Source organism: Aromatoleum toluolicum, assembly GCF_012911005.2.
In the GTDB taxonomy this organism is placed as follows: Bacteria; Pseudomonadota; Gammaproteobacteria; order Burkholderiales; family Rhodocyclaceae; genus Aromatoleum; species Aromatoleum toluolicum.
Window position 1 is genome coordinate 20,708 of record NZ_WTVS01000068.1, and the last position, 6,797, is coordinate 27,504.

7 protein-coding genes are annotated in these 6,797 nt (G+C 69.0%); 2 read left to right on the forward strand and 5 right to left on the reverse strand.

Going from position 1 to position 6,797, the window contains the following annotated elements; genetic code table 11:
- The first annotated feature begins 69 nt into the window (after positions 1–69).
- Positions 70–1,230, forward strand: a complete 1,161-nt coding sequence (locus tag GPA27_RS23010; RefSeq protein ID WP_169142763.1) for a pyridoxal phosphate-dependent aminotransferase — start codon at positions 70–72, stop codon at positions 1,228–1,230.
- A gap of 43 nt (positions 1,231–1,273) precedes the next feature.
- Here the strand turns inward: GPA27_RS23010 and GPA27_RS23015 are convergent, their stop codons facing one another.
- The 4 genes from GPA27_RS23015 to gcvA form a co-directional block, all read right to left on the reverse strand.
- On the reverse strand, positions 1,274–2,002 hold the full coding sequence (locus tag GPA27_RS23015; RefSeq protein WP_169142764.1) for a transglycosylase SLT domain-containing protein: 729 nt from the start codon (positions 2,000–2,002) through the stop codon (positions 1,274–1,276).
- A 414-nt stretch (positions 2,003–2,416) separates the two neighbouring features.
- Positions 2,417–3,043: a 1,6-anhydro-N-acetylmuramyl-L-alanine amidase AmpD gene (gene ampD / locus GPA27_RS23020; RefSeq protein WP_169142765.1), complete on the reverse strand. Its 627-nt coding sequence runs from the start codon at positions 3,041–3,043 to the stop codon at positions 2,417–2,419.
- Entirely contained in the window at positions 3,036–5,285 is a 2,250-nt protein-coding gene (locus GPA27_RS23025; RefSeq protein WP_169142766.1) for a YgiQ family radical SAM protein, read from the reverse strand. Before GPA27_RS23025 ends, ampD begins: the two co-directional genes overlap by 8 nt.
- Positions 5,286–5,328: 43 nt before the next feature.
- Positions 5,329–6,312 (reverse strand): transcriptional regulator GcvA, encoded by a 984-nt coding sequence (gcvA, locus tag GPA27_RS23030; protein WP_169142767.1) that lies wholly within the window; start codon positions 6,310–6,312, stop codon positions 5,329–5,331.
- 116 nt (positions 6,313–6,428) lie between these two features.
- Here gcvA and GPA27_RS23035 point away from each other — a divergent pair, with 116 nt between their 5' ends.
- Positions 6,429–6,605 carry a hypothetical protein gene (locus GPA27_RS23035; RefSeq protein WP_169142768.1) on the forward strand — a complete coding sequence of 59 codons (177 nt, stop codon included), beginning with the start codon at positions 6,429–6,431 and terminating at the stop codon, positions 6,603–6,605.
- A gap of 26 nt (positions 6,606–6,631) precedes the next feature.
- Here the strand turns inward: GPA27_RS23035 and GPA27_RS23040 are convergent.
- Positions 6,632–6,797, reverse strand: a 166-nt coding sequence (locus GPA27_RS23040; protein WP_169142769.1) for a DUF2784 family protein, incomplete at its 5' end; no start/stop codon positions are given.

Genomic DNA, 6,797 nt, shown 5'->3' on the forward strand with positions numbered 1-6,797 from the left:
GCCGCGCGTCGGCGCTTTTGTTTTTTCCGTCGCCTACAATTTCACATCGATCGCCCCAGAGGACTACGCATGACCCCGCATCTCGCCCGCCGCACCGCCGACATCCAGCCCTTCCATGTGATGGAGCTGCTGCGACGCGCACGCGAGCTCGAGGCACAGGGGCGCGACATCATCCACATGGAAGTCGGCGAGCCGGATTTCGCAACGCCGCAGCCGATGATCGACGCAGCGACGCGCTTCCTCGCCGGCGGCGACGTGCATTACACGGCAGCGCTCGGTCTGCCGCAGCTGCGCGAGGCCATCGCGCGCTTCTACCGCGAGCGCTTCGGCGCGGACGTCGCCCCTGAACGCATCATCGTCACGCCGGGCGCCTCGGGTGCGCTGATGCTGGCGCTCGCCGCAACGACCGACCCGGGCGACGAGTGGCTGCTGCCCGACCCCGGCTATCCGTCGAACCGCCACCTCGTGCGCAGCTTCGAAGGCGTGCCGCGGGCGCTGCCGGTGGGCGCGGAGACACGCTACCAGCCGACGCCCGAACAGGTGACGGACGCGTGGACGGCGCGCACGCGCGGCCTGATCGTCGCGAGCCCGTCCAACCCGACCGGCACCCTGCTCGACCAGGCGGAGCTCGCGGCACTGCGCGCGGCGGTGATCGCGCGCCGGGGCACGCTGATCGTCGACGAAATCTATCAGGGCCTGACCTACGGCGTCGAAGCGAGCACGGTGCTGAAGACCATGGACGATGTGTTCGTCGTGAACAGCTTCTCCAAGTACTTCGGCATGACCGGCTGGCGCCTGGGCTGGCTGGTCGCGCCGCAGGCCTATGTGCGCGAGATCGAGAAGCTCGCGCAGCATTTCTTCATCTCGCCCTCGACCCCGGCGCAGCACGCTGCGCTGGCGGCCTTCGCGCCGGCGACGATTGAGATCCTGGAGGCGCGCCGGCACGAGTTCGCGCAGCGCCGCGACACGCTGCTGCCGGCACTGCGCGAGCTCGGCTTCGTCGTCGCAGCGGAGCCGCAGGGGGCGTTCTACATCTACGCCGACATCTCGCGTCTCGCCGACGACAGCGAAGCGCTCGCGCAGCGTCTGATCGAGGAAGCCGGCGTGGCGGCGACGCCGGGGCTGGACTTCGGCGACAACCAGCCGCGCCGCCATCTGCGCATCGCCTACACGAACCGTTGCGAGCGCCTGCTGGAAGCGGTGGAGCGCATCGCGCGCATGCGCGGCTGAGGAACTGCACCGCGCGGTGGGGCGTTCACCCCGCCGCTGCGGATCAGACGCCGGTTTCGGGTTTGGCGCGGGTGGCTGCCGCGACGAGGCGCTTCTTCATCGCGAGCACCTTGTTCGCGTAGCTCGCGTTCGGATCGCGGAGCGCGCCGCCGTAGTATTGCAGCGCGCTCTGCAGGGTGCCGAAGCGCTGCATGCCCTCGACGAGCACCATCGTGCCGACGCGGATGTTGAGCGTGGGATCGAACAGGGCATCCTCGCCGGCATTGCGGCCGATTTTGTCGAGATGGAAACGCGGAATCACCTGCATCAAGCCCTGCGCGCCCATATTGCTCTCGGCGAAGGGGTTGAAGCTCGATTCGATCGCCATCACCGCAACGATCAGCAACGGGTCGATGCCGAGTTTGCGGCCGCTGAGTTCGGCGGCCGTAAGCAGCGGTTCGAGCGTGCGCGTGGAGATCTTGTAACGCTGCGCGACGAAATCGCGCACGCCGCGCATCTCGGCCGACAACCCTCCGGCGGCCGCAACGGACTTCGGACGCGGTGTTTCGACGGGCGTGTGCGCGACCGGGGCCTGCACGGCGTCGCCGGCTGCGGGAGGCTCCGAGACCCCGACGCCGAGATCGGCATAGCTGACGGGATCCTTCAGCAGATAGCCCGCTCCGACAAGCGCTACGAGCGCAAAGGCGGTGAGTATCAGACTGCCATGAACGAAATGCACGAAGAACGCTGCCGCGTCATGAAGCGTGCGGCCAGTACGAGTTGCGTGAGTCATCGGTACCTCCCTGCTGCGACCATGCTCCCCGACCTCGGCGCATGCTGCACGCCCAGGCAGACTTCGCCTGTCGGTCGGAAGATCACGTCTTCAGTGGTGTTCGGGTGTGCGATCGCAACCAGACCGCACGCCCGGCGGGGAGGGTGCGCTCTGCGGCGCTGCCCCGGGACGCCCGATTCCGTTGGAAATCGCGCGCCACCCCGCTGCCAATAATTGAAAACTACGGTTGAAACTTGCGTTGCTGCAGTGCAGCAACAACCCCACTTTATTGATTTGATTGGGCTAGGTCAACCAGGCATGCCGCCTGTGAAGGTCCCTCCGCCCTCCTCCTGGGAGCGAAGTCTTGCACAGCCGGGCGTTCGGACGGAGTGAAAAAATTGTCACAAAAGATGTAACAGACGTTTCCCGAGGCCTTCAGACCGGCTCGGACACCGGTCCGCAGGCGAGTTCCGGCCGGCCGAGCGCGAGCCTTACATGCATCCAGTCGAAGCACGGACCGGGGTCCGTCTTGCGCCCGGGAGCGATGTCCGAGTGGCCCGCGATCGCCTCGATGGGGTAGTTCGCACACAGCACGCGCAGCAGCGCTGCGAGGCGGGCGTACTGCGCCGGCTCGAAGGCTTGCGTGTCGCAGCCTTCGAGCTCGATCCCGATCGAGAAGTCATTGCAGCGTTCGCGTCCGTGCCAGCACGAGATGCCGGCGTGCCACGCGCGCGCATCCGTGGGGACGAATTGCATCAGGCTGCCGTCGCGGCGGATGAAGAAATGCGCCGACACGCGCAGATGGCCGATCGCCGCGTAGTACGGGTGCGCGGCGGGGTCGAGGGCATTGGTGAACAGCTGCTCGACGCCCGGACCGCCGAACTCGTCGGGCGGCAGGCTGATCGCGTGCACGACGATCAGCTTCACCTCGGTGCCGGCGGGACGCGCATCGAAATTCGGCGACGGGCAGCGCTGCGCCCCCTCCAGCCAGCCGGCGTCAAGTCGCCCGAGGGGCACGGCGAACGGCTCGCGGAGCGCGAGGTCCGCCGTCGGCTTACGCATGGCGCTTGCCCGTGCGGGCGGGCTTGCCGCTCGATGCCGGGCCGGAACGTACCGGCGATCGCCCCGCCTGCGGGCTGCGACTGCCTGCCGGCGCCGGCTTGCCGCCGGGCGGACGGCCGCTCGCGGGCGCCCTGGCCGGACCGCGCGCTGCGGATGCGGCATGCCGCTCGTTGCTTGCGAGCGGCACGCCCGGCTGGTAGCGCGGCACGAGGCAGTTCGGGCCGTTGCCGATGAGGTCTGCGCGCCCCATCTGCTGCAGCGCCTCGCGGATCAGCGGCCAGTTCTCCGGGTCGTGCCAGCGCAGCAGCGCCTTGTGCAGCTTGCGCACCTTGCCCGCGCGGGCAGTCTCGACGATCTCCGAGTCCGCGGACACCTTGCGCAGCGGGTTGCGGCGGCTGTGGTACATCGTCGTCGCCATCGCCATCGGCGTGGGCAGGAAGGTCTGCACCTGGTCGGGCCTGAAACCCTGCTTCTTCAGCCACAGCGCGAGGTTCACCATGTCCTCGTCGGTCGTCCCGGGGTGCGCGGCGATGAAGTAGGGGACGAGGTGCTGCTTCTTGCCCGCCTCCTGCGAGTACTTCTCGAACATCGCGGCGAACTTCTCGTAGGTGCCGATGCCGGGCTTCATCATCTTCGACAGCGGCCCTTCCTCGGTATGCTCGGGGGCGATCTTGAGGAGGCCGCTGACGTGATGCGTGACGAGTTCCTTCACGTACTCGGGCGAGCGCACCGCGAGGTCGTAGCGCAGGCCGGAGCCGATCGTCACGCGCTTGACGCCGGGAATCGCGCGCGCCTTGCGGTACAGCGACACGAGCGGGGCGTGGTCGGTATCGAGGTTCTCGCAGATGCCGGGATAGACGCACGACAGGCGCCGGCACGAGGTCTCGATCTTCTTGTCCTTGCACGCGAGGCGGTACATGTTCGCGGTGGGGCCGCCGAGGTCGGTGATGTGGCCCTTGAAGTCCGGCGTCCTGTCGCGGATCTCCTCGATCTCGTGCAGGATCGAGGCTTCCGAACGGCTCTGGATGATGCGCCCCTCGTGCTCGGTGATCGAGCAGAAGGTGCAGCCGCCGAAACAGCCGCGCATGATGTTGATCGAGAACTTGATCATGTCCCACGCCGGGATGCGCGCGTCGCCGTAGGCGGGATGCGGCCGGCGGGCGTAGGGCAGGCCGTAGACGAAGTCCATCTCGGGCGTCGTCAGGGGGATCGGCGGCGGGTTGAGCCACACGTCGCGCCGGCCCGGCCCTTCGCCGTGCGCCTGCACCAGCGCGCGGGCGTTGCCGGGATTCGATTCGAGATGGAAGATGCGCGAGGCGTGGGCGTACATCACCGGGTCGGCGCTGACGGTCTCGTAGGCGGGCAGGCGGACCACCATCTTGCCGCGGGCGGCGCGGCGCGCGGCGACGCGTTCGGCGGCGGGGACGATGCGCACCGCCTGGGCGCCGTCCGCCGCGCCCGTCGCGGACGCCTGCTGCGGCTCCATCGCATACGGGTCGGGATGGGGCTCGACGCGTCCGGGACGGTCGAGGGTCAGCGAGTCGATCTCGCCCCACTCCTCGCCCGGCAGCCAGCCCGGCTTGACCATGAAGGCGGTGCCGCGCAGGTCGCGGATCGCTTCGATCGGCTCGCCGGCATCGAGACGGCGCGCCAGCGCGACGAGCGCACGCTCGGCATTTCCGAAGATCAGGAGGTCCGCCTTGGAGTCGGGCAGCACCGAACGCCGCACCTTGTCGGACCAGTAGTCGTAATGCGCGATGCGGCGCAGCGAGGCCTCGATGCTGCCGATGATGACGTTGGCGTCGGGAAAGGCCTCGCGCGCGCGTTGCGCGTAGACCGTCACCGCACGATCGGGCCGCCTGCCGGCTTCGGCGCCGGGCGTGTAGGCGTCGTCGGAGCGGATCTTGCGGTCCGAGGTGTAGCGGTTGACCATCGAGTCCATGTTCCCCGCGGTGATGCCGAAGAACAGGCGCGGCCGGCCGAGCGCGCGGAAGGGTTCCGCGCTCTTCCAGTCCGGCTGGCTGATGATGCCGACGCGAAAGCCCTGCGCCTCGAGCATCCGCCCGATCAGGGCCATGCCGAAGCTGGGGTGGTCGATGTAGGCGTCCCCGGTGACGAGGATCACGTCGCACGCGTCCCAGCCGAGTGCGTTCATCTCGGTGCGGGACATCGGCAGGAAGGGCGCGGGGCGTGCCGGCGGACGGGCGCCCGCGGCGATGCTGGGGGGAGAATCCGGATTCATTGTCGCGTGCATTGTACTCGGACGCCCGGGCGTCCCGTTCGGTTCAATCGGCGAGCGCGGGCTGCGCATCCGCCAGGTGGATCGCGTCGCGGCGCGCTTCCTCCAGCAGCCATTCGCGGAAGGCCGCGACCGTGGCCCGCGGGACGAGCGCCTGCGGCGTCACGATGTAATAGGCGAAGCGGCGCCGCAGGCTGATGCCGAAGGGCATGACGAGGCGGCCGGCGGCGACCTCGGCGGCGACCAGCGGCTTGGACACCAGCGCGACCCCCAGCCCGTCGAGCGCGGCAGCGATCGCGAGGCCAGAGTCGCTGAAGTGCAGGCCGGCGTCCGCGCGCACCGAGGTGACGCCCGCGGCCTGCAGCCATTCGGCCCAGGTCGGCCGCTCGCGCGTGTCGGGCACCGTGTCGTCGTGGATCAGGCTGTGGCGGCGCAGGTCCGCCGGCTGGCGCAGCGGGATCTTCGCGCGCAGCAGCGCCGGGCTGCACACCGCGGTGTATTCGGGTTCGAGCAGCATCTCGCTGCGATACCCCGGATAGGCGCCCGTGCCGAAGCGAATCCACAGCTGGCCGCCCTCGACGCGCTGGGTGAGCGGCTCGATGCCCAGCCCCGCGGCGTCGCGGCCGTCGATCGCCTTGGTGGCACTGGCCAGATGCAGCTCGATCTGCGGGTGCAGCTCGGCGAAGCGCTGCAGCCGGGGAACCAGCCAACGCGACGCGAAGGACGGCGGCGCGACGACCGACAGGCGGCTCAACGGCCGCATCGCGCGGACCGCCTCGACCGACTCGGCGATCGCGCTCATCGCTTCGCGCAGCTTGGGCAGCATCGCCTCGCCTTCCGGCGTGAGTTCGAGCGCACGCGTCAGGCGCCGGAACAGCGGCACGCCCAGATCCTGCTCGAGGCCGCGGATCTGGTGGCTGATCGCGGTCGGCGTGACCGAGAGTTCCTCGGCGGCAAGCTTGAAGCTCAGGTGCCGCGCGGCGACCTCGAAGGCGCGCAGCGCGTTGAGCGGCGGGAGACGGACGGCCATATGGATGAGATTTTCTAAGTCATCACATGATGAACGATCGTTTGTTGCAACGCAACACCCCCCGTACAGTCGCGGCCATGCCCTCACGACGGGCTGCACTGTCAAGGAGCCGCACAATGGACAACGACTATCTCTACTATCAAGGCCGCATCCGCGAAGCGCAGCGTCTGCGCAACGAAGCCCTGGGCCAGATCCTGGCCGACGGCTGGCACGGCGCAAAACGCCTCGTTGCCCGTGTCGCACGCGCCGTGGTCGACCATCTGCTCGGCCCAAGCTACTCCCAACCCCGCTGAGCCAACGCGCCCCATGAGGGCGCCGGTCAATCGCCCGCCCTGCGCCGTCGCCGACGCAGGGCGACGATGCCGTACACGAGCACGTTGATCGCCAGCACCAGCAGTCCGAGCACGAACTGGACTTGCGGCGTGAGCCCCGCCGGGTAGATCAGCGGGATCAGGTAGTGTTCGACGAACCCCCCGCGGTAGTCC